This window comes from Streptomyces sp. NPDC030021 (assembly GCF_055574035.1).
The window spans coordinates 234,144-258,087 of record NZ_JBVIAH010000006.1; the positions used below are offsets into that span (position 1 = coordinate 234,144).

General features: G+C 70.3%; 21 protein-coding genes. 9 read left to right on the plus strand and 12 right to left on the minus strand.

Translation table 11 applies throughout. The features are described from left to right. Positions 1-254 precede the first annotated feature (254 nt). Positions 255-884, plus strand: coding sequence for a lysophospholipid acyltransferase family protein (locus ACZ4YL_RS14395; protein ID WP_468116568.1), 630 nt, complete (start codon positions 255-257; stop codon positions 882-884). Positions 885-898: 14 nt separating this feature from the next. Here the strand turns inward: ACZ4YL_RS14395 and ACZ4YL_RS14400 are convergent, their stop codons facing one another. The 4 genes from ACZ4YL_RS14400 to ACZ4YL_RS14415 all read right to left on the minus strand — a co-directional run bounded on the left by ACZ4YL_RS14400 (position 899) and on the right by ACZ4YL_RS14415 (position 6,045). Further along, entirely contained in the window at positions 899-2,374 is a 1,476-nt protein-coding gene (locus tag ACZ4YL_RS14400; RefSeq protein WP_468116570.1) for a membrane-associated oxidoreductase, read from the minus strand. Positions 2,375-2,444: 70 nt separating this feature from the next. Then, positions 2,445-3,989 (minus strand): MFS transporter, encoded by a 1,545-nt coding sequence (locus ACZ4YL_RS14405; protein ID WP_468116572.1) that lies wholly within the window; start codon positions 3,987-3,989, stop codon positions 2,445-2,447. After that, on the minus strand, positions 3,986-4,537 hold the full coding sequence (locus ACZ4YL_RS14410) for a TetR/AcrR family transcriptional regulator (RefSeq protein ID WP_468116573.1): 552 nt from the start codon (positions 4,535-4,537) through the stop codon (positions 3,986-3,988). The genes ACZ4YL_RS14405 and ACZ4YL_RS14410 overlap by 4 nt, the downstream gene beginning before the upstream one ends. A 386-nt stretch (positions 4,538-4,923) precedes the next feature. After that, entirely contained in the window at positions 4,924-6,045 is a 1,122-nt protein-coding gene (locus ACZ4YL_RS14415) for a hypothetical protein (protein WP_468116575.1), read from the minus strand. Between the two features lie 305 nt (positions 6,046-6,350). Between ACZ4YL_RS14415 and ACZ4YL_RS14420 the strand changes: the two genes are divergently transcribed. From ACZ4YL_RS14420 to ACZ4YL_RS14435, 4 genes are all read left to right on the plus strand, one after another. Beyond that, entirely contained in the window at positions 6,351-7,784 is a 1,434-nt protein-coding gene (locus ACZ4YL_RS14420; RefSeq protein ID WP_468116577.1) for a tyrosine-type recombinase/integrase, read from the plus strand. After that, positions 7,774-9,450: a hypothetical protein gene (locus ACZ4YL_RS14425; protein ID WP_468116579.1), complete on the plus strand. Its 1,677-nt coding sequence runs from the start codon at positions 7,774-7,776 to the stop codon at positions 9,448-9,450. Before ACZ4YL_RS14420 ends, ACZ4YL_RS14425 begins: the two co-directional genes overlap by 11 nt. Positions 9,451-9,755: 305 nt before the next feature. Beyond that, positions 9,756-11,612, plus strand: a complete 1,857-nt coding sequence (locus ACZ4YL_RS14430; RefSeq protein ID WP_468116580.1) for an integrase — start codon at positions 9,756-9,758, stop codon at positions 11,610-11,612. After that, on the plus strand, positions 11,602-12,045 hold the full coding sequence (locus ACZ4YL_RS14435; protein WP_008743338.1) for a hypothetical protein: 444 nt from the start codon (positions 11,602-11,604) through the stop codon (positions 12,043-12,045). The genes ACZ4YL_RS14430 and ACZ4YL_RS14435 overlap by 11 nt, the downstream gene beginning before the upstream one ends. A gap of 23 nt (positions 12,046-12,068) precedes the next feature. On the opposite strand, the gene ACZ4YL_RS14440 is transcribed toward ACZ4YL_RS14435, so the two are convergent. After that, positions 12,069-12,476, minus strand: a complete 408-nt coding sequence (locus ACZ4YL_RS14440) for a hypothetical protein (RefSeq protein WP_468116583.1) — start codon at positions 12,474-12,476, stop codon at positions 12,069-12,071. Between the two features lie 107 nt (positions 12,477-12,583). Between ACZ4YL_RS14440 and ACZ4YL_RS14445 the strand changes: the two genes are divergently transcribed. Continuing rightward, positions 12,584-13,084, plus strand: coding sequence for an HAD domain-containing protein (locus ACZ4YL_RS14445; protein WP_468116584.1), 501 nt, complete (start codon positions 12,584-12,586; stop codon positions 13,082-13,084). A 94-nt stretch (positions 13,085-13,178) separates the two neighbouring features. Here the strand turns inward: ACZ4YL_RS14445 and argH are convergent, their stop codons facing one another. Together argH and ACZ4YL_RS14455 are read right to left on the minus strand one after the other, a co-directional pair. Beyond that, positions 13,179-14,606 (minus strand): argininosuccinate lyase, encoded by a 1,428-nt coding sequence (gene argH, locus ACZ4YL_RS14450; protein WP_468116586.1) that lies wholly within the window; start codon positions 14,604-14,606, stop codon positions 13,179-13,181. Between the two features lie 127 nt (positions 14,607-14,733). Continuing rightward, entirely contained in the window at positions 14,734-15,927 is a 1,194-nt protein-coding gene (locus ACZ4YL_RS14455) for an argininosuccinate synthase (RefSeq protein ID WP_030009472.1), read from the minus strand. Between the two features lie 163 nt (positions 15,928-16,090). Here ACZ4YL_RS14455 and ACZ4YL_RS14460 point away from each other — a divergent pair, with 163 nt between their 5' ends. From ACZ4YL_RS14460 to ACZ4YL_RS14470, 3 genes are read left to right on the plus strand one after another with little or no spacing between them, the layout of a single operon-like run. Continuing rightward, the gene (locus ACZ4YL_RS14460) at positions 16,091-17,518 is read left to right on the plus strand and encodes a hypothetical protein (protein WP_468116588.1); all 1,428 of its coding nucleotides are present in this window, start codon (positions 16,091-16,093) and stop codon (positions 17,516-17,518) included. 7 nt (positions 17,519-17,525) lie between these two features. Then, positions 17,526-18,107 (plus strand): pyridoxamine 5'-phosphate oxidase family protein, encoded by a 582-nt coding sequence (locus ACZ4YL_RS14465; RefSeq protein WP_468116590.1) that lies wholly within the window; start codon positions 17,526-17,528, stop codon positions 18,105-18,107. A 6-nt stretch (positions 18,108-18,113) separates the two neighbouring features. Beyond that, positions 18,114-18,800, plus strand: coding sequence for a L,D-transpeptidase family protein (locus ACZ4YL_RS14470; RefSeq protein ID WP_468116785.1), 687 nt, complete (start codon positions 18,114-18,116; stop codon positions 18,798-18,800). A gap of 80 nt (positions 18,801-18,880) precedes the next feature. On the opposite strand, the gene ACZ4YL_RS14475 is transcribed toward ACZ4YL_RS14470, so the two are convergent. From ACZ4YL_RS14475 to argC, 5 genes are read right to left on the minus strand one after another with little or no spacing between them, the layout of a single operon-like run. Continuing rightward, on the minus strand, positions 18,881-19,417 hold the full coding sequence (locus ACZ4YL_RS14475) for an arginine repressor (protein WP_030010023.1): 537 nt from the start codon (positions 19,415-19,417) through the stop codon (positions 18,881-18,883). Between the two features lie 7 nt (positions 19,418-19,424). Continuing rightward, a complete protein-coding gene (locus ACZ4YL_RS14480; RefSeq protein ID WP_468116591.1) occupies positions 19,425-20,630 on the minus strand; it encodes an acetylornithine transaminase in 1,206 nt (401 codons plus the stop codon). Further along, positions 20,627-21,571, minus strand: coding sequence for an acetylglutamate kinase (gene argB, locus ACZ4YL_RS14485; protein ID WP_314249527.1), 945 nt, complete (start codon positions 21,569-21,571; stop codon positions 20,627-20,629). The genes ACZ4YL_RS14480 and argB overlap by 4 nt, the downstream gene beginning before the upstream one ends. Continuing rightward, the gene (gene argJ, locus ACZ4YL_RS14490) at positions 21,568-22,725 is read right to left on the minus strand and encodes a bifunctional glutamate N-acetyltransferase/amino-acid acetyltransferase ArgJ (RefSeq protein ID WP_468116592.1); all 1,158 of its coding nucleotides are present in this window, start codon (positions 22,723-22,725) and stop codon (positions 21,568-21,570) included. Before argJ ends, argB begins: the two co-directional genes overlap by 4 nt. Continuing rightward, the gene (gene argC, locus ACZ4YL_RS14495) at positions 22,722-23,750 is read right to left on the minus strand and encodes an N-acetyl-gamma-glutamyl-phosphate reductase (RefSeq protein WP_468116594.1); all 1,029 of its coding nucleotides are present in this window, start codon (positions 23,748-23,750) and stop codon (positions 22,722-22,724) included. Before argC ends, argJ begins: the two co-directional genes overlap by 4 nt. Positions 23,751-23,944: the final 194 nt, after the last annotated feature.

Here is a 23,944-nt window from a genome sequence, read left to right on the forward strand (position 1 = left end):
GCGATCGGCGTGCCGATGGTAGGCAAAGGGGGTGGCCGAGGAGGGTGCGGCGACGGCACATCCGGGGAACGTGGCGCGAACACGCGTCAACACTGCGTATCCGACACGTGAACCCGATGTGCGCGAGAAGCTGACCCGCGAGTATCGTCCTCACCTGCGCTACCGCCGTGTGGTGGGTGCGCGAACCGCTTTTCGATGCCGGAGGGCCCACGTTGTTCCGTACGAAGCTCATCAAAGCCACTGTCGGACCGGTCATGCGCATGATGTTCCGCACCCGCGTGGAGGGCATCGAGAACATCCCCGGCTCCGGGCCGGTGATTCTGGCGGGCAACCACCTCACCTTCATCGACTCCATGATCATGCCGCTGGTGTGCGACCGTACGGTCCACTTCATCGGCAAGGACGAGTACGTGACCGGCAAGGGGATCAAGGGCCGCGCCATGGCCTGGTTCTTCACCGGCTCCGGCATGATCCCCGTCGACCGTGACGGCGCCAACGGCGGCGTCGCGGCCCTGATGACCGGTCGCCGGATCCTCGAAGAGGGCAAGATCTTCGGCATCTACCCCGAGGGCACCCGCTCCCCCGACGGCCGCCTCTACCGCGGCCGCACCGGCATCGCCCGCCTGACGCTGATGACCGGCGCCCCCGTGGTGCCGTTCGCGATGATCGGCACCGACAAGCTCCAGCCGGGCGGCGCCGGCATGCCGCGCCCGGGCCGGGTCACCGTCCGCTTCGGCGAGCCGATGGAGTTCTCCCGCTACGAGGGCATGGACCGCGACCGCTACGTGCTGCGCGCCATCACCGACTCGGTGATGGCCGAGGTCATGCGCCTCTCGGGCCAGGAGTACGTCGACATGTACGCCACCAAGGCGAAGGCCGCGTAGCGCCGCGTGGGCCGCTACTGACGCTGGAGTGACCGGCTGACGCCCGCCGCCGTGGTGGTGGCGAGGATCCAGCCGGTCACGATCAGCAGGTACGACAGCCACTGGTGCCAGCCGCCCGGCGCGAAGGCCGCCTCCTGGCCGAAACTGACGATCGGCACCATCAGGTCGATCGTGTAGAAGACCGCGTTGAAGTCCGGCGCCTCCCCCGCCTTCAGGGCGCGCGGCGGGTCGATCCCGTACGCGATCGACCCGGTCATCAGCAGGGCCGCCAGCCAGCCCGCCGCACGCAGCGGCCGGAAGCCGTAGCCGACGGTGACGTCCTGGAGCAGCCCCCACGCCCGGGCGGCCCGGGGCAGGGTGTGGCGGTGCCTGCGCAGCTTCGCGAGCTGGACGGTCCGGGCGGCCGCCTCGTCGCCCGCCGTACGGTAGGCCGCCGCGAGCTGTTCGTAGGCGTACGTGAGGTAGCCGGACTCCTCCCGCTCCAGGGCGGGCAGCCGCTGCTCGGCGGGGAGGTGCGGGGCGAGGGTGCGGTAGGTCAGGCCGTCGATGGCGATCCGCTCGGGCCAGGCCTGCGGGTCGATGTGGAGCAGGTCGACGGTGGACCGGCGCAGGTTCACATCGCCCCGGACCGTTTCGCAGCGGCGCAGCCACAGCTCGCCTATGGCGCAGCTGGAGGCGCGCAGGGCGGTCCCGTCCGGGTTGGCGAGGTCGGCACGGGTGAGGTTGGCCTGGCCGGGTATCCGGGAGCCGGTGAGGTTGACCATGCCGCGGGCCTGCATCCGGTGCGCGCGCAGGTCGGTGCCGACGGTCAGGTTCTCGGCGTGCAGGGCGATCCCGCCGGGGGCGAGCAGCCGGGCGCGGTCGAGCTGGATCTGGCCGCCGACGGTGGCCCCGTTGAGGCGGAGCTGGCCGTGCACGGTGAGGTCGTTCGCGATGATGTCGGTGTCGACCTCGACGTGGTTGAGCTGGAGCGGGGGCTCGTCCGCCTCCTCGCCGGCGGTGGGGCCGATCACGGCCCCCTGGAGGAAGAGGCCCCCGGAGATCTTGGAGCCCTGCAGCCGCACGGGGCCGGCGATCCGGCAGTGGGACAGGCGCAGGACCACGTCGACGCGCAGCGTGGAAGCGGTCAGGCCGGGCAGCGTGGAGTAGCCGAGGACCAGGGCGCGCAGCTGGGCCCCGTACATCAGGGGCTTGCGCTCGAACCAGCAGTCGCGCAGCCGGATGGGGTGGTCGATGACGGCGTAGCGCATGTCGAGTTTGCCCACGATCTTGGCGCCCTTGACCTTGAGGCCGGGGACCCGGCCCTGCACGGCGGGGCAGGCGCCCAGCAGGATGGCCCGCAGCACCTCGGCGCGCAGGGTGCGGTCGGGGCCCCAGCCGGCTCCGTCGACGGAGCTGTCCTCGGGGGCGGCGCGGAAGTCGACCCCGTCGCCGCGCGGGAAGGCATCCCAGACGCGGCGTTCCGCCGGGGTCAGATCGTTGATCTCCATCGCGGGGATGGTGTCCCGCAGTTCTACGAACTGTCAACTCCGGCCGGAACACCACCCCTTCGGCGGAACGTCAGTGCTCGGCGCCCTCCTGGAGCCGCTGGCCCCTCAGCAGGAACCAGGCGGCCACGGCGGTGGCCAGCAGCACGGCCGCACCGACGCCGGAGGCGAGCCGCAGCCCGTCCACGAAGGCGTCCTGGGCGGCGCCCACCATCACCTGGGCGGTGTGCGGGTCGAGCGCCTTGGCGGCCTCGACGGCCCCGCCGAGGGATTCGTGCGCGGCGTCGGCGACCGGCCCCGCGACCGAGGCCGGGGCGGTGAAGCTCTGGTAGACGCCGGTGACGATGGAGCCGAGCAGGGCGATGCCGAGGGCGGCGCCGAGTTCGTACGCCGTCTCGGAGACGGCGGAGGCCGAGCCGGCCTGCTCCTTGGGCACGCTGGAGAGGATCACGTCGGCGGTGACGGTGAAGGAGAAGCCGGCACCGAGGCCGACGACGAGCAGGGCCGCGCCGAGCAGCGGGTAGCCGCTCTCCTTGTGGATCAGGGTGAGCACGGCGAGGGCCAGGCCGATGGCGCCGAGGCCGCCGGCCACGATGGTCCGTACCGAGTACCGGCGGGCGTACCGGCCCGCGATCAGGCCGGTGACCACCGCGCCGATGGCGGCGGGCAGTTCGGCGAGGCCGGCCTCCAGCGGGTCGCGGCCCTGGACGAGCTGCAGGAACTGGGAGAGGAAGAAGACCAGTCCGGAGAGCCCGAAGACGGTGAGCAGGTCGGCGAGGACCGCGCCGGAGAAGCCGCGGTGTTTGAAGAGCCGCATGTCGAGCAGCGGGGACGGCAGGCCGAACTGGCGGCGCACGAAGGCGTACAGGGCGCCCGCGCCGAGTGCCGCGGTGGCCGCGACCTCCCAGGTCACGCCGTGGGTGGCGACTTCCTTGACGGCGTAGACCACGCTGATCACGCCGACGAGGGAGAGACCGACGCTGACGAGGTCCCAGGGACCGGCGACCGGGTTCTTGGATTCGGGGAGCAGCTTGATTCCGACGACGACCAGGGCGATCATCACGGGGAGGTTGATCAGGAAGACCGAGCCCCACCAGAAGTGCTGGAGCAGGGCTCCGCCGACGACCGGGCCGACGGCCGCGCCGGCCGAGGCGGTGGCGCCCCAGATGCCGATCGCGAGGCTGCGCTCCTTGGGGTCGTGGAAGATGTTGCGGATCAGCGCGAGGGTGGACGGCATCAGGGTCGCACCGGCCACGCCCAGCAGGGCCCGGGCGACGATCATCATCTCGGGGCTGGTCGCGTAGGCGTTGAGCACGGACACGGCGCCGAACGCGGCGGCGCCGGTGAGCAGCAGCTTCTTTCGGCCGATGCGGTCACCGAGGCTGCCCATGGAGACCAGGAGTCCGGCGATGACGAACGAGTAGATGTCGCCGATCCACAGCAGCTGGGTGCCGGACGGCTTGAGGTCCTCGGAGAGTGCGGGCGTGGCGAGGCCGAGTACGGTCGCGTCGACGGCGACCAGCAGCACGGCGAGCACCAGCACGCCCAGGGCGAGCCAGCGGCCGCGGCTCCTGGTCTCCGTCCCGGTCGGGCTGGTCAGCTGCTGGATGCTGCTCATTTCTCCACACCCCGTCTGGCGCCACCGAGCAACAGCTCGATGATCATGTACTGGAAGTCCTTGCCGGCGACCCGGCCGTCCATCACGGCCCAGGCGCAGGCCCCGACGAGGGCGTAGAGCGCCTCGGTGAGCCATGCGGGGCTCAGGTCGATCCGGATGTCGCCCTCTTCCTGGCCGCGCCGGAAGAGCGCGCTGACGCGGGCGTCGAGCCGGGCCCATCCCGCATTGACCTCGTCGCCCTCGAACAGCTGGTTCTCGGTGACGAGGAAGGCCAGCAGCTGGGCGTTGGGCTCGGCCTCGGCGACGAGGCGCCTGATCGCCTCCACCGCCGTGCCCTCTTCGAGGCGGGCGTTGTCGAACGCCACCTCGAACTCCCGGATGCCGAGATCTTCGAGGGCCCGTACGAGGGCGTCGCGTCCGGCGAAGTGCCGATGGAGGGTCGCGCGCCCGATGCCGGCGGCGCGGGCGACCTCGTCCATCGTGGCGGTCGACTTGCGGGAAAGCAGGGCGGCCGCATCGCGGAGCACCTGGTCACGATCCATGGCCATGAGACAAGCATAGCCCGAATGAGACGTCACTGTCTCATTCGGCCGAAAAATGAGCTGCCGGAGAGGCGGCCGGAACGGAATCCTGCCGAAATGAAGCCACTGCTGCTGATCGACGTCGACGGGCCCCTTACCTGTGCGCTTTGATCCTGTCTCGCTGTCTCACTAGCCAGCCCGCCCACGCCCGCGACGCCCTGTCCGTGTGCGTGTCTCACTCCCGGCTGCGTAGGTGAGAAGCGGCTTTCGCTCAGGTTCCGTGGAGGGGCCACCTTGAGTTACGCATGGGTCAGTGTGTGGGCTGCCGTGTTCGCCAGGTCGTAGCTGGGCCGTACCGTCGGCCCGGCTCGACTCGGCAGGGGCGGCCCAGCCGACCGCGACCGGGTCACGGGCTAGAAGAAGCCAGCGCGCATCTGCGGCGTGAGGTTATCGAGGATCTCGCGCAGCCAAGGGCTGCGGACGGTCGGTAGCCGAACCAGGGTGTTCCGGAACGTCTCCGGATCGGCCCGGAACAGGTGACGCGGGCGCGGCGCGGGCGGATCAAAGTCGTCACGGAGGACGCCGTCGGGTAGGCCGCCCGACGCTGGTACGGGCAGGTCCGGCTCGGGGAAGGCCAGCCACAGCCATACCCCGAACGGCAGCGGCACTGGGTACGCCTCCGGATCGGCCGGAGCCCAGACCTCCCCCGTCTGTGGATGGGACGGCACAAGGAGGATGTCGGCGTCCCCGTCGGCAGCCGGCCGTCCCGGTCCGGCCAGGACGGCGCGCCGCGCCTGCGGACCCGCGGGCAGCATGGCGTCGAGCGCGCGTTGGAATACCTCCCCGACCAAGCCGTCCGGGACGATCACCGGCCGGCCCTCCGAGGCCGCCAGCAGGTGGGCGAGCGCCCGGCCGGCCGCCGCCTCCCACTGCGGGCTCCACGTCCACAAGTGGTTCGACCAGTGGCCCGCCCCCATCCGCGACCCCCACGTGGTGATCGGCTCGAACGGGGGCGTGCCCTTTCCTGCCGCCATCAGTTCCGCCCAGGAAAGCGTTGCGGCGTCAGCGCCGTCGACGGGAAGGCGGCGCACGGCGTTCGGGGCGAGCCATATCGCCTGCCAGAGCGAGCAGTCGTCGATCCGGCTCGCCACGGGCAGGGCACACTCCAGGCAGGCCATGTTGAGGCCGGCGGCCCCGTCAAGGCCGCAACAGTAGCCGCCTCCGCGTTTCTCCGGGATCAGCACGGTGTCGCGGGCATCGCCGGGCGCGATGACGATCGCGCCAGGTGCACCGTCGGACAGGGCGTAGACCGGAGCGTAGACACCGCGGGCGGCCGCTTCGTCCGGATGGATCTCCTCCCACGGCCGCCACGGCGGCCCCCAGGGCTCTGAGTCCACGGCGAAAGTGCCCGACTCCATGAGCACGGGGAGCTGAATTCCGTTCCCGTACTTCTGATGGGCGTGGACCGGCAGGACGACCTGGGACAGCGGAGCGGTCAGCTCAGCGCCGCACCCCGCACACACGAAAACGAACAACTGCCCTCCGCCTGGGAAACAGAGGCATCATCGCAGCTCGGCAGCAGCAGGCAAATCAGTTTCGGGCAGGGCTGCAGGACGGTCGGGGTGGCCACAGCCTCGGCAACACCTGGGGCCTACGAAGCGCAGACCTGCCGGAGGCTCAAGCCGCTGGCGGCCTCGACGACCGCAGCCGCCGACGCCGGTGACAGCGGAACTGTCACTTCGAGACACTCCTGTGGTCGAACTGCATCAACAACCATCACACGGCTGCCGGTTTCGCAGATATCGGGCACATCCCCATGTGTCCCACATAGCTTGCAGCGGTGATTCTCTTCTACTTCTCCAAAGCTGGTGGGGAGGATTGGGACCTCGCCTCGCCACCGCTCAACCGCGACGACATGCCGGTTCTCGTGGACGATGATCTCCGCTTCGAAGACGAGTACGGTCCCCGACCAGTGACGTTCGTCAACCGCTGGCTGCGAGAGCTACCGATCAGCGGAGCCCCTGCCGCGAGCTCGTGGAAGACCTACGCCCTGCAGTTGAAGCCTTGGGTCGAGTTCCTGTCCGCCCATGGCATCGCTCTGTTCTCCGACCGCCAGCGGCTGCGAGATGGCTTGTCCCTGTACTCCGAGCACCGCCTGTCCGGCCCACTGGAGGTTCGGCTTGGCGCGTCCAGCTGGAACCTTGCGGTCAAGACCATCGCGGCGTTCTACCAGTGGGCCGTGAGCGAAGGGCACTGTCAGCAGGTGCCGTTCTCCTACGCCATGGGTTCCTGCCTGCGCCGTGACGGCGTACGCATGGAGACCGCCCGTAACCTCGCAACCGTACGGGGTGCCAGACGGCACGCCACCCGGAAGTACCTGGAGCGGCCGTACTCCGATCTGCTGCTCAACGCTCTCGCGGGCAACGACCCGGACGGCGAACCCGATCACACGTTTCGGGGCCGCGAGACCGGTAGGAACGCCGCCGGTGGCTCGCTAGCGATTTCCACCGGCCTGCGGCTTGGAGAATGGCGGCTTCTCACGCCCTGGGAGATCCCGTCTCTCCCCCGCCAGCGCACCACCGTCCCCGTTCCGTTGTCGCTCGCGCCTCCGACCACCAAGGGGAGCAAAGGCCGACAGACCTGGGTGGAGTACGACGCCCTGGCCCGCGTCCACGACTACGCGACGCTGGAGCGGGCCGCCCATGTGGACGGATCCCGATGGCGCCCCGCCCACGCCCTCCACGTAGAAGACCCGACCTACGAAGGCGCCTACCTCAACGGCACCTACCGCCGCTGGCACCGGCTCACCCCGGCCGAACGGCTCCGCCTCGTCGGCCCCGGCGGCGGGAGCGCCCTCCTCGCCGTCCAGTCCGACGGTTCACCGTTCCTGGACTGGGCGACCACCCTCCGTCGGACCTCCGTCCGCATCCGCGACCGATGGGAACCCGCGTTTCCGCACGTTCACCCCCATATGACTCGCCACACGATGGCCATGGCCACCCTGGAAAGGCTGGTGCGCGGTTACTACCAGCAGGCCGCCCGCCTCGTCCTCGACACCGACGATGACAACGCCATGGCTCTCTACCTCACCAAGGCAGATCCCTTGCTGGTCCTGCGGGACCTCCTTGGCCATGCCAGCGTCGCCACCACCCAGGTCTACCTCCACCTGCTGGACACCCAGCGGGTCTTCCGCCAGGCATACGAAGAGGCCGACCCCGACTCGGCCGCCCGCCGGGAGGCCGCCGCCGAATTCCAGGACTCCGATGCCCGCTGAAATCCAACAGCCGCTCGCCGTTCAGTACACGCTCCCCGGTCAGCGCCCCTACCTCGGCACGCTCCACGAGCTGCCCGACTCAGTACTCGCCGGCGACCTCGCGCGAGGACTCACTGCAGCCACCCATCCCAATGGCCCGATCCGCACCCACGGCCAAGCCCGGCACGCCGTCCGGTGTGCGAGGCACCTCGCCCGCCACCTGCACAAGACCGGTTTCACCGGCACTCTCTCCGGTCTCAACGCGACACAACTCACCTGCTACTGGCTTGAGTTCGGGTTCACCTTCGAGCGGCACAGCCGTATCACCCTCAACGGTTTCCTCGCCAGTGGCGGCACCCTCCACGACGGCATCCAAGCCCACCTCGATGGAAGGCCGATCAATCAGCAGGCCGGGTCCACCCCTCATCGGCCCTACAGCGACGCAGAATGGCGGCAATTCGATCAAGCCGCCCGCACCGCCATCGACACCGGCTGGCAGGACCACCTCAAGGCTCTGGAATCCGCTGAACGCGGGGCCGACCCGATTACCCACGGCATCAGCCGGGACAATCTCGTCTGGCTGATCCGAAGAACCGGCCCCGTACCGGTTCGCACGATCCGCGCGATGGTCCCCGGTTCTCCTTGGGCTATCACAACCACGGTCCTTGAGATTCGCGACGCCCTGTTCCCATCCGGGTATACGGCACTCGTCTATAACCTCCGGCTGGCCATGCTGACCGGCGCCGTGCCCGACGGTGTCGACACCCTGTCCGTACCCGATTTCACACACACCGGCCCCGCCACGGGCTTGCTGTCATATCGGAAGGGTCGGTCCGCCCGCGAAGCCCTCAGCCTGCACGGCCCCGCCGTACGGCTCCTGGACCAGTGGCTCACCCACTCGGCACCTCTGCGCGAGCATGCCGGAGAACTCTCCGACTCCATGTGGATCAACTACAACGGCACGGCACTGTCCGCGCGTCCCCGAACGCCGTGGCAGCGGATCAAGTGGGCGAAGACCGTCGGCCTGACCGACGACAACGGCCAGCCCATGGCCCCGCACGGCGGCCGGATTCGTACGACCTTCCATCACAGGCGCGACCGGTCTGCCTGGACCGGGCGCACCACCATCGACCCCAACCACACCCCGGCGGTCGAGGGCGATCACTACCTACACCACCACACCCCCGCCCAGGTCGAGGCCATCGAGGGAGTCATCGAGGAAGCTCAGCGGGACATCCGCCGAAAGGCCGCGCCGCCGGTCATCGCCACCAGCCAGGACGCCGCCCGGTTCGCTGCCGACTTCCCCCGCCTCGTTGCGGACGCCGGACTCGACGGCGACGCCATCCAGCGGCTACTGGCCGGCGAGCAGGACGTTTTCGTCGCCTCCTGCGCCAGTCTCTACAACAGCCCCCACGCCCCGGCCGGAACCGCCTGCCCAGCCCGTCCCTGGGTGTGCCTGTTGTGCCCTCTCTCCGTGTTCACCCCCCGGCACCTGCCCAACCTGCTGCGGCTCCAGCGCTATTTCGCCGATCAGGAACGACATATGACGAACGCGCAGTTCCTGGCCATCTTCGGTCCCTACGCCGACAGGCTCAGTACCGACCTGCTGCCCCGTTTCAGCACGACAGCTATCCGGACCGCCACCGAAGCCGGGTTCGCGGCCATGACACCGGAGGAGATCCCGTGACCAGATCCGACGCTCTGACCGCCGGCCCCGGGCACAGTCCCTTCACCGGCTTAGACGTCCTCCGGACTGCTGGATACCGCACTCGGCCCGGCACTCGCCGCCCCCGCTTCGACCAGGATGTTTGGGACCTCTCCTGCGTCGCCGACGCCCCAGTGTCCTGGCCACGCAGCGAGCAGATCCTGGACTTCACCCAGATCACCAACCCCACCTGGCGAGCAGTCGCACGCACCTACTTGATGGCCCGCCTCGTCCCCACCCACCCGTCAGTCGCGGTCCTCCCGCACGCATATCGCTCCCCTCTCGCCTTGCAGACGCTCCGACACGAACTCGTCCGCCTCACGGCCTGGTTCAACCACCTCACCAAGACGGGACTCACCGGTCTCGAACAGATCCACCAACGGCACTGTGACGCCTACCTGCCCGTCGTCTCCGTCGGCCGCACCAACCCCGGCCAGCTGGTCACCCCCGGCACCATTGCCGGTTTCGTTCTGACCACTCAGGCCCTGACTGCGTACGGACCGCTGCTGCCCGAGGCCTACCCGACAGGATTCCGTCCGTGGGGCGACCGCACCGCCGCCCAGGTCGCCGGATACCAGCGTCCCAGCACGAACCAGACCCCTACCGTCCCAGACGACATCCTGCGGCCCCTCCTCGCCGGTGCGTCCTATCTCATCGACACGATCAGCCCCCACCTCGTCGAGGAAGCCACCCGCGCCCGGCAAACTATCGCCCGCCGGAGCGGCATCCGGTCGTCCCTCCGCGTTGAACACCACCAGCTCGTCATCTCAGAAATCGAACGGTGTATCGCGGCCGGTATCCCGGCCCCCCGTGCTGCCCCCTCCGGCGTCTCCCGCAGGCTCAACGCGGGTTGGAACTCCACCGACCCCCTCCTCACACTCGCCCACACGTCCTTCACCAAGGACTTCCTTGCGCTCTCCTCCACCCAACGGGATCTGGAGAGGCTCCGGCCCCAGCTGGAGGCATGGGTCGCCGCCTGCGGTATCGAGAACCCGTGGTGCCGTGATGCGGCAGTGGTGCCCCGCGCCAATGACGAAGAGCCCGTCCGCTGGGCGCTCCCGATGAATCACTTCACCCTGGACAGCACGGTGTTCGCGGTTACTTCCGCTGCCTACTACCTCACCTCGGCGCTGTCTGGCATGCGGACCTCAGAGCTGGCCGAACTCACGCATGGATGTCGCCGCAGCGAAGACCGCACCTACAGCTCCCGCCACTGGCTGGACTCCCGCCGCGTCAAGGGTGAGAAGTTCGGCGGAGTGCCTGACTCATGGGTGGTCATTGAAGACGTACACCGCGCTGTCGGAGCCGCCGAAGCCCTCGGCGGGACGGACCTCGGGGACCTGATCTTTCCTGTCGCCAACAACTCCGCCAACAGGTACACCGCGCTCCGGGACTGGATCAACGGTCCCTTCGGACAGCATCTCGACCTCACCCCGATCCCCGATGGTCCTGTCCACCCGCGGGCTCTGCGCCGTACCCTCGCTCTGTCCATCGCTCAACGCCCCCACGGCCTCCTCGCCACAAAATGGCACTTGAAGCACGTCTCGGTGGCCACCACCGAGGGCTACACCGCTCGACCAGGCGGCCACCAGGCCGCGTTCCTCGCCGAGGTCCAGGCCGAAGAGGATGTCGAACACACCCGGCTCACGGTTGCCGCCTACCACGACTACCAGCAGGGCATCCTGCCCTCCGGCCGAGGCGCACGCGACCTGGTCGCCGCCTTTCAGAGCGTGGATCTGTCCCTCGCCGGACACGACCCCGGCCCCGCCACCGTCGCTGACGACCGTCGCGTGGAGAAACTCCTCAAGACCAAGGCGAAGACCCTTCACATCGGCGTGGCGAACTACTGCTGGTTCACCGACCCCGCCAAGGCCCTGTGCCTCACCATGGCCGGCACTCCGAAAGCCAGCGAGCCTCTGCTCGGCATGTGCGACTCCGCTCGCTGCCCCCAAGCGACCCATCACCCTCAGCACCGGCAAGCGTGGGCCGCCCACGCCGAGAACACCAGAGCCGTGTTCCTCGGCAACCCCCGACTGTCCGCACCGGAGCGTCACCGCGCCCAGCAGACCTACGAGCGATCCGTGCGGATCGTGGAGTCCATCGAGGCCGCCATGACCAATAAGGAGACCCCAGGTGCCCAATGATCGCCACGCCAACGCGGAGAGTCGTTTGAAGGCCGCCATGGATCAGCTCCTGGCCGGGGACATCCCCGAGGGCCTGCGATGCGACATCAAGTCCCTCAGCATTCTCGCCGCTGTCCCCCGGGCGACGCTGTACCGCACCTACCCCCACGTCAAGGAAGAGTTCGAGAACCGGCTGGGCGCGGCTCGAGAGGCGACGGGCGAGCCGGACCCTCGCCTCGCCCAGATCGACCGCCTCAAAGCCGAGGTATCCAGCTTGAAGGGGCGGCTCTCCCGAATGAAAGAGGAGGCGTCCGAGGCGTCCGAGTTCAAAACTCTGGCGCTTTCCCGGCTCGCCGAACAGCACGACGAAATCCAGCGCCTCCGCGCAGCCCTCCAAGACAGCGGGAACGTCCGCACGCTCCCGGTGCGGGCCCGCATTGCGGCGGACCGGTGAGAACTCCGTGCTAGCGCTGCCTGTCACAGGCGGGCTGAGGAACCGCCGCCCTCCTTGAGGAGCCATTCCCTGACCGAAGGAGCACGGTCCAAGAGACGGCTGACCCGCATGCCTTCGTCTCGCGAAGTCACCCTCGGCAGCGGGGTGAAGTCGTCGGGAAGAAGGTCCAGCAGGCCCATCACATGGACTCCCGCACGCAGCGTGATCAACAGCTCGCACCGTAGCTGCCGCGGAATGGCTGGACGATGGGGCGTGCTGTTCCACAGGGCCGGCCACAGGTAGTGGACCCCGTCTGGCGCCGCATTCGCCATCACCCACCCTGGGTCCAACCGCTGGTTGAGGCCCAGCTCACCGGCCCGCTCCTCCAGCCTGAGCAGCGAGGCCGTATCGATGACCTTCACCTCACGAGGCACCGGCTGATCCGAGTTCATCGCCCCATGCTGCCCTACAACTCCTATGCCGAAGAGCCGATTCCCAGCGAGGGCCTCATCCGTCGCGAGACGGGAGGTCCCCCACAGTCCGCGAAGCTCGGCGGGACATGTCTCATGCCCGCATAAGGCCCCTGAACCCCTACGCGGCCAAGGCCCAGCGCCGCCCCGAGGGCTACCGCACCCACCGGATGCGCCCGACGGGCTGGACGGAGGCCGAGCAGGCCAAGCCGCTGCGGGTGTGGCTCAATCACGACCACGGGGCGGAGCTGCTCGCCCTCGCGGACGCCTACGAGCTGGTCTGGGCCACCACATGGAAGGACGAGGCCAACGTCTGGATAGGGCCGCACCTGGGACTGCCCGGACTCCCCTTCATCGACTGGCCGGTGATGCACGGCCGGGCGCCGCGCGGCACGTTCTGGAAGACCCAGTACATCCTCGAATACGCGGGCGAGCGGCCCTTCGCCTGGATCGACGACGACATCACGGCGATGGACCGCGAGTACGTCGACCAGCGCCACCCGGCACGGACCCTGCTGATGCGCATCGACGAGCGGATCGGACTGGTCCGCGCGGACTTCGACACCCTGGCCGCGTGGGCCGCGCCCTGACCGGGAGGGTCGGCGAGGCCGTCCGCCGGTGCCCCGGAACGCCGCAGGGGCGGTGGGAGCCGACGGGCTCCCACCGCCCCTCCGGGCGTACGGGCTACTGCTTGTGGGTCGCCCAGGCGTGCTGGATGACCAGGTCGGCCTTCAGCTCGGTGAGCTGGGTGGCGACCGCCGACGGGGCGGTGCCACCGCGGCCGTCGCGGGAGGCCAGGGCGCCCTTGACGTTCAGGACGGTCCGGACCTCGGGGGTCAGGTGCTCCGAGATCTTCACGAACTGGTCGTCCGTCAGCTGGTCGAGCTCGATGCCCTCGCCCTCGCAGACCTTGACGCACTCGCCGGCCACCTCGTGGGCCACCCGGAAGGGCACGCCCTGCTTGACCAGCCACTCGGCGATGTCGGTGGCGAGCGAGAAGCCCGCCGGGGCCAGCTCCTCCATCCGCTCCCGGTTGACCGTGAGGGTCGCCATCATGCCGGTGAAGGCCGGCAGCAGGACCTCAAGGGTGTCGCAGGAGTCGAAGACGGGCTCCTTGTCCTCCTGGAGGTCCCGGTTGTACGCCAGGGGCAGCGCCTTGAGCGTCGCGAGCAGGCCCGTCAGATTGCCGATGAGACGGCCCGACTTGCCGCGCGCCAGCTCCGCGATGTCCGGGTTCTTCTTCTGCGGCATGATCGACGACCCGGTCGAGAAGGCGTCGTGCAGCGTCACGAAGGAGAACTCCTTCGTGTTCCAGATGATGATCTCCTCCGCGATCCGGGAGAGGTTGATCCCGATCATCGCGGTGATGAAGGCGAACTCGGCGACGAAGTCGCGCGAGGCCGTGCCGTCGATCGAATTGCCGACCGAGCCCCGCTCGAAGCCCAGGTCGGCGGCGACCTGCTCCGGGTCCAGCCCCAGCGAGGAGCCGGCCAGGGCGCCCGAGCCGTAGGGCGAGACCGCGGTCCGGGTGTCCCACTGGCGCAGCCGCTCCGCGTCCCGGGACAGGGACTGCACATGGGCCAGGACGTGGTGGGCGAAGAGCACCGGCTGTGCGTGCTGGAGGTGGGTCCGGCCCGGCATGGCCACGTCGTGATGCGTCTCGGCGAGGCCGACCAGCGCGTCCTGGAGGTCCGCGATCAGACCGCCGATGATCCGGCCGTGGTCGCGCAGGTACATCCGGAAGAGGGTGGCCACCTGGTCGTTGCGGGACCGGCCGGCGCGCAGCTTGCCGCCCAGCTCGGCGCCGAGCCGCTCCAGCAGGCCGCGCTCCAGGGCGGTGTGCACGTCCTCGTCGGCGATGGTGCCGGTGAAGGAGCCGTCGGCCACGTCGGCTTCGAGCTGGTCGAGTCCGGCGATCATGCGGTCGAGCTCCTCGGCCGTGAGCAGGCCGGCCTTGTGGAGCACGCGGGCGTGGGCGCGGGAGCCCGCGATGTCGTACGGCGCGAGGCGCCAGTCGAAGTGGACCGACGCCGACAGCAGGGCCAGCGCCTCCGAAGGACCGTCGGCGAACCGGCCGCCCCAGAGCCGGACGTCACCCTTGTTGCTGCTCACAGCTACTGCTCCTCAAGACTGCATGGCTTTGACTGCTGGTAAGGCTCCGAGGGCCCGTAGGGCTCCGGATGTGCAACCGCCTCCCCGCCGCGGAGGTAACGGGGAGGCGGTACGGACTGCCGGCCGGTCAGGCGAGGTCGCGGCGGGCCGCGATCTTCGAGGAGAGACCGAAGATCTCGATGAAGCCCTGGGCCTTGGACTGGTCGAAGGTGTCGCCCGAGTCGTAGGTCGCGAGGTTGAAGTCGTACAGCGACTCGTCCGACTTCCGGCCGGTGACGACGGCGCGGCCGCCGTGCAGGGTCATCCGGATGTCACCGGTGACGTGCTGGTTGGCCTCGTTGATGAAGCCGTCCAGGGCCCGCTTGAGCGGGGAGAACCACAGGCCGTCGTAGACCATCTCGCCCCAGCGCTGCTCGACCTGCCGCTTGTAGCGGGCCAGCTCGCGCTCGACGGTGACGTTCTCCAGCTCCTGGTGGGCCGTGATCAGCGCGATCGCACCCGGGGCCTCGTACACCTCACGGGACTTGATGCCCACGAGGCGGTCCTCGACGATGTCGATCCGGCCGATGCCCTGGGCTCCGGCGCGGTCGTTGAGCTGCTGGATGGCCTGCAGCACGGTGACGGGCTTGCCGTCGATGGCGACCGGGACGCCCTCCTTGAAGGAGATGACGACCTCGTCGGCCTCGCGCGGCAGGGCCGGGTTCGAGGTGTACTCGTAGATGTCCTCGATCGGGGCGTTCCAGATGTCCTCCAGGAAGCCCGTCTCGACGGCGCGTCCGAAGACGTTCTGGTCGATGGAGTACGGGGACTTCTTGGTGGTCGCGATCGGGAGCTGCTTCTCCTCGCAGAAGGCGATCGCCTTGTCCCGGGTCATCGCGTAGTCACGGACCGGGGCGATGCACTTGAGGTCCGGGGCGAGGGCGACGATGCCCGCCTCGAAGCGGACCTGGTCGTTGCCCTTGCCGGTGCAGCCGTGGGCGACGGTCGTGGCGCCGTGCTTCTTGGCGGCGGCGACCAGGTGCTTGACGATGGCCGGCCGGGAGAGCGCCGAGACCAGCGGGTACCGGTCCATGTAGAGGGCGTTCGCCTTGATCGCCGGGAGGCAGTACTCATTGGCGAACTCGTCGGAGGCGTCGGCGACCTCGGCCTCGACCGCACCGCAGTCGAGCGCGCGCTTGCGGATGACGTCCAGGTCCTCGCCGCCCTGGCCGACGTCCACGGCAACGGCGATGACCTCGGCGCCCGTCTCCTCGGCGATCCAGCCGATGGCGACGGAGGTGTCCAGGCCGCCCGAGTAGGCGAGTACGACGCGCTCGGTCACGGGTTTCTCCTTACGGTGCATTCAACGACAGGCATAACTATGCACTACTCCGTATGTTTCGTCAATCGAGCCGCGCCGAACCACCTGACCAGCGGATATATCGCAGGCGCACCGGCCGTCCGAGCGCCTAACCTCGGCGGTGAGGACAACAGAGGGGGGCCGCATGAGCGCCAGACGGGAACGGGCCCTACGGGCGGGGTGGGCGAGCGCGGAGCGGCTGATGGACGGCGGGCATCCCGGCCACACGCCGGTGCCGCTCCCCGGGGGCGTGGCCGACACATGGATCGCCTTCGACCAGGCAGTACGCGATATCCGCCGCCACCGGTACGAGACCTCGCACATCGGCGACGACGTGGTGGCGCTGTGCCACCCCGACGGCTACGTCCGCGAAGGCGCGCTCCGGGCGCCGGATCCGGTGCTCGAACTCGTCGCGATCCGCTGCACCGACTGGGTTCCGGCCGTCCGGGAACAGGCCCGGCGCGTGCTGCGCGCCGTGCTGGACGCCGACCCCGCCGGCACGGCGCGCCGGCTGACCCCGCTCCTGCTGCGGCTGGGGCGCCGCGAGCACGGCGCCTGGGCCGCCGCGCTGCTCCCCGCGGCACTGCGCGGCGGGTCGCTGCGGGCCGAGCTGCGCGAGAGCGCGGACCTGCCGACCCGGCGGTTCGCCGCGCGGCTGTCGCTGGAGAGCGGGGAGTTCGGCATACGGGAGCTCGCCCGGCTGGCCGCCGTGGAACTGGACCCGCCGACCGCCCGGATGTGGGCGGACGCCGCGCTCGCCGCGCTGGCCACCGACGGGCCGGACGACCGGGCCGTCGACCTCCTGCTCGGCGCCCACATCCCGATGGTCCGCGCCTGCGGGGTCACCGCCCTGCGCGGGGCCGGGCGGGCCGCCGAGGCCGGGGTGTACCTGACCGACCGCTCCGGGCTGGTCCGGGCCTGCGCCCGCTGGCTGGTCCGCCAGGACGGCGGCGACCCGTACGCCCGCTACCGCGAGCTGATCGAGGACCCGGCCCGGGTGACTCCGTACGCGGTGAGCGGCTTCGCCGAGTGCGCCCGCCGCGAGGACGGGCCGCTGCTCCGCGCCCTGCTGGGGCACCCGGGCGGCCTGGTGCGGGCCGCCGCCGTCGCCGGGCTGCGCCTGCTGGACGCGGACGACGAGCGGCTGCTGCGGTCGCTGCTCGACGACCCCTCGCCGGCGGTGGCCCGCGAGGTCTCCCGCGGCCTGCGCGCCACCGCGGGGCCGCTGCCCGCCGACTGGCTGATGGCGCGGGTCGCCCCCGAGCGTCCGACGCACACCCGCCGCGCCGCCTTCCACCTGCTGCGGGCCCAGGGCGGCATCGCCTCGCTGCGGGCCGCCGTCACCCTGCTGGACGTGCGGGATCCGGGTCTGCGCGAGCTGGCCGAGGGCACCGTACGGGAATGGAACTGGCAGGGCTCCCTGCAGGCGGGCTGGGCGGATGCCGCCGAGTTGGGCGCTCTGCTGGAGCGGTCCGCGCACCTCTTCGACATCCACCAACTGGCCCCGCTCTTCGAACGGCTGGCACTCACCGAAACGGCCCGGCCCGACCGCACGGCCCGGCCGATCCGATAATGGGCACATGGGAAAGCTCTACGAACGAATAGACGGCCGGCTGCGCAAGTTCATCGAGGAGCAGCCGATCTTCTTCACCGCGACCGCCCCGCTCACGGGCGACGGTCACGTCAACCTCTCCCCCAAGGGCCGCGCCGGAACGCTCGTCGTCATCGACGAGCAGACCCTGGCCTACCTGGACTTCGGGGGCAGCGGCGCCGAGACCATCGCCCACGTCCGGGAGAACGGCCGGATCACCCTGATGTGGTGCGCGTTCTCCGGGCCGCCCAACATCGTGCGCATCCACGGCGACGGCGAGGCGGTCTTCCGCGACGATCCGCGCTGGGGCGAACTGGTCGCCCTGTTCGGCGAGGCCGACGGGCCGTCGGCGCGGGCGGTCGTCCTGGTCCACGCCCGCCGGATCTCCGATGTCTGCGGGTACGCCGTCCCCCTGATGGAGTACCAGGGCGAGCGGACGCTGCACGCGGAGTACTTCGGCCGCAAGACGGACGAGGAGTTCGCCGCGTACTGCGAGAAGAAGGAGTTCATCGGATCGAGCGTCGACGGCCTGCCTGCGCTGCCGCTGCCCCTCCCGCCCCGTACGGTCTGACATGTGCTGCGTACCGCTGTAGTCACCGTCTCACTGATCGTCACGACCCTGCTCCCGCAGGGCCCGGCGCCTCTGCCCGACCGTCTCGCCGACACCGGCGGCGGCAGTCAGCTGATCACCGCCGTCGCGCCCGCGCCGGGATCCACGACCGGCCGGGTGATCTGGTGGCAGCGGTGGGCGGGGCGCTGGCACCGGTCCGGGAGCGCGCCCGCCCGCTTCGGCGCGAACGGCCTCACCGAGGGGGCGACCCGGACCCAGGGCACCGACACGACGCCCACGGGCCTCTTCGAACTCCCCTACGCCTTCGGGATCCGGCGGGCACCGACCGGCACGGACCACGTCTACCGGCGGGTGAGCCGCGATTCCTGGTGGTGCCAGGACAATGCGTCCGCCCACTACAACCGCTGGGTCGAGCCGCTGCCCGCGGACTGCGCGCCGGGCGAGGCCGAGCACCTGGTGACGTACGAGAAGCAGTACGCGCACGCGCTGGTGATCGCCTTCAACTACGACCGGCCCGTACGCGGCCGGGGCGCGGGGATCTTCCTGCACGTCAACGGCAAGGGCGCGACGGCCGGTTGCGTGTCCGTGCCCGAGCGGGCCATGCGGGCGATCCTGCGCTGGGCGGACCCGCGCCGCCGTCCGCACATCGCGATCGGCACGGAGTCCGGGGACCTGGCCGTGACCCGGTACTGAGCCGGGCCCGGCCACATCCGGACGGGCGGTCTAGTGCTGTGACCGGCAAGGTTCACCGGGTTGCGACGCCCGGCACGGCACTAGCTCTCCTTCTGCGCCAGCCGCAGCAGGTGGTCGGCCAGGGCCTGGCCGCCCGCCGGGTCCCGGCTGATCAGCATCAGGGTGTCGTCGCCCGCGATCGTGCCGAGGATCGCCCGGAGTTCGGCCTGGTCGATCGCCGATGCGAGGAACTGCGCGGCACCCGGCGGGGTGCGCAGGACCACGAGGTTCGCGGAGGCCTCCGCCGAGATCAGCAGTTCCCCGGAGAGGCGCCGCATGCGCTCCTCCTTCGCGGACTCGCCGAGCGGGGCCTGCGGGGTGCGGAAGCCGCCCTCGCTGGGTACCGCGTAGATCAGCTCGCCGCCGGTGTTGCGGATCTTCACCGCGCCCAGCTCGTCGAGGTCGCGCGAGAGCGTCGCCTGGGTGACGCTCAGCCCGTCGTCGGCGAGCAGCTTGGCCAGCTGGCTCTGGGAGCGGACCGGCTGCCGGTTGAGGATGTCCACGATCCGGCGGTGACGCGCGGTGCGGGTCTGCGGGACGGCCTGGCCGCCTTGCTCGTTGTCCTGCGCCTGACTCATCGTCGTCTCATTCTCCGGATCCGTCCCCGTCGGCTGCGTCGAGGATGCCGGGCAGAGCCCGGACGAACGCGTCCGCCTCGGCCTCGGTGAGTACGTACGGGGGCATGAGCCGTACGACGTCGGGGGCGGGCGCGTTGACCAGGAAGCCGGCATCCTGAGCCGCCTGCTGCACCCGGGCGGCGAGCGGCTCGGTCAGCACGATACCCAGCAGTAGGCCGGAGCCGCGGACGTGGGAGACCAGGGCGTGGCCCGTGCCCTCGATCCCCGAGCGGAGCCGTTCGCCCCGGGCCTTGACCTGATCGAGCAGCCCGCCCGTGGCGATCGTGTCGATGACGGCGAGGCCGGCGGCGCAGGCGACCGGGTTCCCGCCGAAGGTGGTGCCGTGCTGGCCCGGCTGCAGCAGGTCGGCGACGGGGCCGAAGGCGACCACCGCGCCGATGGGCAGACCGCCGCCCAGCCCCTTGGCGAGGGTGACGATGTCGGGCTCGACGTCCTCGTGGGCCTGGTGCTCGAACCACTGGCCGCACCGGCCGATGCCGGTCTGGACCTCGTCCAGGACGAGCAGGGTGCCGGTGGCGCGGGTGATCTCGCGGGCGGCCGTCAGGTATCCGGCGGGGGGTACGACGACGCCGTTCTCGCCCTGGATGGGCTCGATGACGACGAGCGCGGTCTCCTCGGTGACGGCGGCCCGCAGGGCCTCTACGTCACCGAACGGGACGTGCGTGACATCGCCCGGCAGCGGCCGGAAGGGCTCCTGCTTCTTCGGCTGGCCGGTGAGCGCGAGGGCGCCCATGGTCCGGCCGTGGAAGCCGCCGTCGGTGGCGACCATGTGGGTCCGCCCGGTCAGCCGGCCGATCTTGAAGGCGGCCTCGATGGACTCGGCGCCCGAGTTGCAGAAGAAGACCTTGCCGGGGCGGCCGAAGAGCTGGAGCAGCCGTTCGCCGAGCGCGACGACCGGCTCGGAGATGAAGAGGTTGGAGACGTGGCCGAGCGTGGAGATCTGCTCGGTCACGGCGGTCACGATCGCCGGGTGGGCGTGCCCGAGGGCGTTGACCGCGATGCCGCCGACGAAGTCGGTGTACTGCTTGCCGTCGGCGTCCCAGACCTGGGCGCCCTCGCCGCGTACGAGCGCGACCGCGGGGGTGCCGTAGTTGTTAACCAGCGCTCCCTGCCAGCGAGCGCCGTACTCCTGGTTGCCGGTGCCCTTCGTCATTGCGTTCCCCCTGACTGGTGGTCGGGCACGACCATCGTGCCGATGCCCGAGTCCGTGAAGATCTCCAGCAGGATCGAGTGCTGGACCCGCCCGTCGAGCACGCGGGCGGTGTTCACGCCGTTGCGCACGGCGTGCAGGCAGCCCTCCATCTTGGGCACCATGCCGCTGGACAGCTCGGGCAGCAGCTTCTCCAGCTCGCTGACGGTGAGCTTGCTGATGACCTCGTCGCTGTGCGGCCAGTCCGCGTAGAGGCCTTCGACGTCGGTGAGGACCATCAGCGTCTCGGCGCCCAGGGCGGCGGCGAGCGCCGCGGCCGCCGTGTCGGCGTTGACGTTGTAGACGTGGTGGTCGTCGGCGCTGCCCGCGATGGAGGAGATGACCGGGATCCGGCCGTCCGCCAGCAGGGCCTCGATGGCGCCGGTGTCGATGGAGGTGATCTCCCCGACCCGGCCGATGTCGATGACCTCGCCGCCGATCTCCGGGCTGTGCTTGGTCGCGGTGATCGTGCGGGCGTCCTCGCCGGTCATGCCGACGGCGAGCGGCCCGTGCTGGTTGAGCAGTCCGACCAGCTCGCGCTGGACCTGGCCCGCCAGGACCATCCGTACGACGTCCATGGCCTCGGGGGTCGTGACGCGCAGCCCCGCCTTGAACTCGCTGACCAGGCCCTGCTTGTCGAGCTGGGCGTTGATCTGGGGGCCGCCGCCGTGCACGACGACCGGCTTCAGGCCGGCCTGGCGCAGGAAGACCACGTCCTGGGCGAAGGCGGCCTTGAGGTCCTCGTCGATCATGGCGTTGCCGCCGAACTTGATGACGACGACCTTGCCGTTGTGGCGGGTGAGCCACGGCAGGGCCTCGATGAGGATCTGCGCCTTGGGCAGGGCGGTGTGCTTGCGGGCGGTCCCGCCGGAGGTGCCGGGCTGGCCGGCCTTCTCGTCGCTCATGAGGAGTAGGCGCTGTTCTCGTGGACGTACTCGGCGGTCAGGTCGTTGCCCCAGATCACGGCGGACTCGCTGCCGTTGGCCAGGTCAGCGGTGATACGGACCTCGCGACCCTTCATGGAGACCAGGTCGCGGTCGTCGCCGACCGATCCGTTCCGGCAGACCCAGACGTCGTTGATGGCGACGCCCAGGCGGTCCGGGTCGAAGGCGGCCTTGGTGGTGCCGATCGCGGAGAGCACCCGGCCCCAGTTCGGGTCCTCCCCGTGGATGGCGCACTTGAGCAGGTTGTTCCGGGCGATGGACCGGCCGACCTCGACCGCGTCGTCCTCGGTGAGCGCACCGATGACCTCGATGCGGATGTCCTTGCTGGCGCCCTCGGCGTCGCCGATGAGCTGGCGGGCCAGGTCGTCGCAGACCTTTCGCACGGCCTCCGCGAACTCCTCGTACACCGGCACCTGGCCGGAGGCGCCGGAGGCGAGCAGCAGCACCGTGTCGTTGGTGGACATGCAGCCGTCGGAGTCGACCCGGTCGAAGGTGGTGCGGGTGGCCGCGCGCAGCGCCTTGTCGAGGGTGGCGCTGTCCAGGTCGGCGTCGGTGGTGAGGACGACGAGCATGGTGGCCAGGCCCGGGGCGAGCATGCCCGCGCCCTTGGCCATGCCTCCGACGGTCCAGCCACCCTGCGAGACGGTGGCCGTCTTGTGCACGGTGTCGGTGGTCTTGATGGCGATGGCGGCGGCCTCGCCGCCGTCCTCGGACAGGGCCGCGGCCGCCGTCTCGATGCCGGGGAGCAGCTTGTCCATGGGGAGCAGGACGCCGATCAGGCCGGTGGAGGCGACCGCGATCTCGCCGGCGTTGAAGTCCCCGCCGAGCACCTGCGCGACCTTCTCCGCTGTGGCGTGGGTGTCCTGGAAGCCCTTGGGGCCGGTGCAGGCGTTGGCGCCGCCGGAGTTCAGGACGACCGCGCTGACGGCGGCGCCCCGCAGGACCTGCTCGGACCAGTGCACGGGCGCGGCCTTGACGCGGTTGGAGGTGAAGACGCCCGCGGCGGCCAGACTCGGCCCGTTGTTGACCACGAGGGCCAGGTCGGGGTTTCCGCTGGCCTTGATCCCGGCGGCGATGCCCGCTGCCGTGAATCCCTGTGCTGCCGTGACGCTCACGGTGCGACTCCGATCGTCGAAAGGCCCAGGCTCTCGTGAAGCCCCAGGGCGATGTTCATGCTCTGCACCGCGCCGCCGGCGGTGCCCTTGGTCAGGTTGTCGATGGCGCTGACGGCGATGATCCGCCGGGCGGACTCGTCGTAGGCGACCTGGACGTGGACGGCGTTGGAACCGTGGACGGATTTGGTGGACGGCATCCGGCCCTCGGGCAGCAGGTGGACGAAGGGCTCGTCGGCGTACGCCTTCTCGTACGCGGCGCGCAGCGATTCGGCGGTGGTGCCGGGGAGCGCCTTCGCCGAGCACGTGGCGAGGATGCCGCGCGCCATGGGCACGAGGGTCGGCGTGAAGGAGACGGAGACCCGCTGACCCGCGATCGGGCTCAGGTTCTGCACCATCTCGGGCGTGTGGCGGTGTCCGCCGCCCACGCCGTACGGGGTCACCGAGCCCATCACCTCGGCGCCGAGCAGGTGCGGCTTGAGGGCCTTGCCCGCGCCGGAGGTTCCGGTGGCGGCGACGATCACGGCCTCCGGCTCGGCGAACTTCCCCTGGTAGGCGGGGAAGAGCGCGAGGGAGACGGCGGTGGGGAAGCAGCCGGGGACCGCGATGCGCCTGGTCCCCTTCAGCGCCTCGCGGGCGCCGGGCAGTTCGGGGAGCCCGTAGGGCCAGGTGCCGGCGTGCGGGGCGCCGTAGAAGGCGTCCCAGTCGGCGGAGTCCTTGAGCCGGTGGTCGGCGCCCATGTCGACGACGAGGACGTCCTCACCGAGCTGGGCGGCGACGGCGGCGGACTGGCCGTGCGGGAGGGCGAGGAAGACCACGTCGTGGCCGGCGAGGACCTCGGAGGTGGTCGCCTCCAGGGTGCGTCCCGCGAGCGGCACGAGGTGCGGTTGCAGGGAGCCGAGGAGCGATCCGGCGTTGGAGTTGCCGGTGAGGGCACCGATCTCCACCCCGGGGTGCGAGAGCAGGAGGCGCAGGACTTCTCCGCCCGCGTACCCGCTCGCTCCGGCCACCGCTACACGTACCACCATCGGACCCTCCTCATCGATGGCATGACTATACGTACTTCTGCACGTTTATGCAATGCCTTCGATCTCGGAGGAAGGGCCGCACCGGAGGGTCCGGCACACGGCGCCTCCAGGATGATGTCTAGCAGGAAAGGCCCGTCCGCGGCGGCGATTCCGCCGGTCGCGTCGGGCGCGAACCACGACGAGCCCGGCCTGAT

Excerpts from the sequence above, each read along its gene's own strand:
- ACZ4YL_RS14400 (WP_468116570.1), bottom strand. The coding sequence starts at position 2,374 with ATGGAGATCAACGATCTGACCCCGGCGGAACGCCGCGTCTGGGATGCC.
- ACZ4YL_RS14465 (WP_468116590.1), top strand. The coding sequence starts at position 17,526 with ATGGGAAAGCTCTACGAACGAATAGACGGCCGGCTGCGCAAGTTCATC.
- ACZ4YL_RS14475 (WP_030010023.1), bottom strand. The coding sequence starts at position 19,417 with ATGAGTCAGGCGCAGGACAACGAGCAAGGCGGCCAGGCCGTCCCGCAG.
- ACZ4YL_RS14480 (WP_468116591.1), bottom strand. The coding sequence starts at position 20,630 with ATGACGAAGGGCACCGGCAACCAGGAGTACGGCGCTCGCTGGCAGGGA.
- ACZ4YL_RS14460 (WP_468116588.1), top strand. The coding sequence starts at position 16,091 with ATGAGCGCCAGACGGGAACGGGCCCTACGGGCGGGGTGGGCGAGCGCG.
- argC (WP_468116594.1), bottom strand. The coding sequence starts at position 23,750 with ATGGTGGTACGTGTAGCGGTGGCCGGAGCGAGCGGGTACGCGGGCGGA.
- ACZ4YL_RS14405 (WP_468116572.1), bottom strand. The coding sequence starts at position 3,989 with ATGAGCAGCATCCAGCAGCTGACCAGCCCGACCGGGACGGAGACCAGG.
- ACZ4YL_RS14395 (WP_468116568.1), top strand. The coding sequence starts at position 255 with ATGCGCATGATGTTCCGCACCCGCGTGGAGGGCATCGAGAACATCCCC.
- ACZ4YL_RS14425 (WP_468116579.1), top strand. The coding sequence starts at position 7,774 with ATGCCCGCTGAAATCCAACAGCCGCTCGCCGTTCAGTACACGCTCCCC.
- ACZ4YL_RS14410 (WP_468116573.1), bottom strand. The coding sequence starts at position 4,537 with ATGGCCATGGATCGTGACCAGGTGCTCCGCGATGCGGCCGCCCTGCTT.
- argB (WP_314249527.1), bottom strand. The coding sequence starts at position 21,571 with ATGAGCGACGAGAAGGCCGGCCAGCCCGGCACCTCCGGCGGGACCGCC.
- ACZ4YL_RS14445 (WP_468116584.1), top strand. The coding sequence starts at position 12,584 with ATGTCTCATGCCCGCATAAGGCCCCTGAACCCCTACGCGGCCAAGGCC.
- ACZ4YL_RS14440 (WP_468116583.1), bottom strand. The coding sequence starts at position 12,476 with ATGAACTCGGATCAGCCGGTGCCTCGTGAGGTGAAGGTCATCGATACG.